General features: G+C 43.5%; 1 protein-coding gene and 1 pseudogene. Both read right to left on the reverse strand.

Annotated features, from left to right (window positions below; genetic code table 11):
* Positions 1–365 (reverse strand): annotated as a pseudogene (locus ACYT32_RS12370) (TrsD/TraD family conjugative transfer protein); the annotation flags it as partial.
* Positions 334–609 (reverse strand): conjugal transfer protein (locus ACYT32_RS12375; protein WP_461793477.1); only part of this gene is annotated, 276 nt, incomplete at its 5' end. The pseudogene ACYT32_RS12370 and the gene ACYT32_RS12375, both read right to left, overlap by 32 nt.

Below are 609 nucleotides of genomic sequence, written 5' to 3' on the forward strand. Positions count from 1 at the left end.
TCTTTTTGTAAGGCGAGATACCGCCGTTTGAGACCATTGAGATAAGCCGTCATATTGACGGGAATCGTCGGTTCTAAGAACTGTAATGTGTCATCAACGCCTTCACCTAAGGTACTCATGAGAAACGCGCCATAGTCCTCAAAAACGTCCTGTTGTTCGGTTTCATTAAGTAGATCCAGGTTGATCCCACTAACTTCCAAAATGCCAACGAGATTACCCGTTTTGGTAACTTCGTAGTTACCATACATACCCACCACCAAGCTCATGTCATCAATGGTCTCTTTGCCACCATTGATTTTAGGCGGTTGGTAATCCCAATCGAGCTTCACTGATTTATTGGCGGTTTTGCTCTTCTTCAAACGCATTTAGTTCACCTCGCTTCTTCGGTTTTAAATAAAACAGTTTCTGACCATTGGCATAGCGGCGTTTCAACTTAAAGTTATCCCGCACCTTAATATTCTTCCGCGCCGCAACTGGCCTAATTGTTAAAATAGCCATGACAATCGTCATGGCTAAGACAACAATCACTATTTTTATCAGGACTAAGATCAGACCATAGGGTGGGATCGCAATAAAAATTAAGCCCACTAGTCCTGCCAGTCCCGCTAC

The sequence above is a fragment of the Companilactobacillus sp. FL22-3 genome, assembly GCF_054881455.1.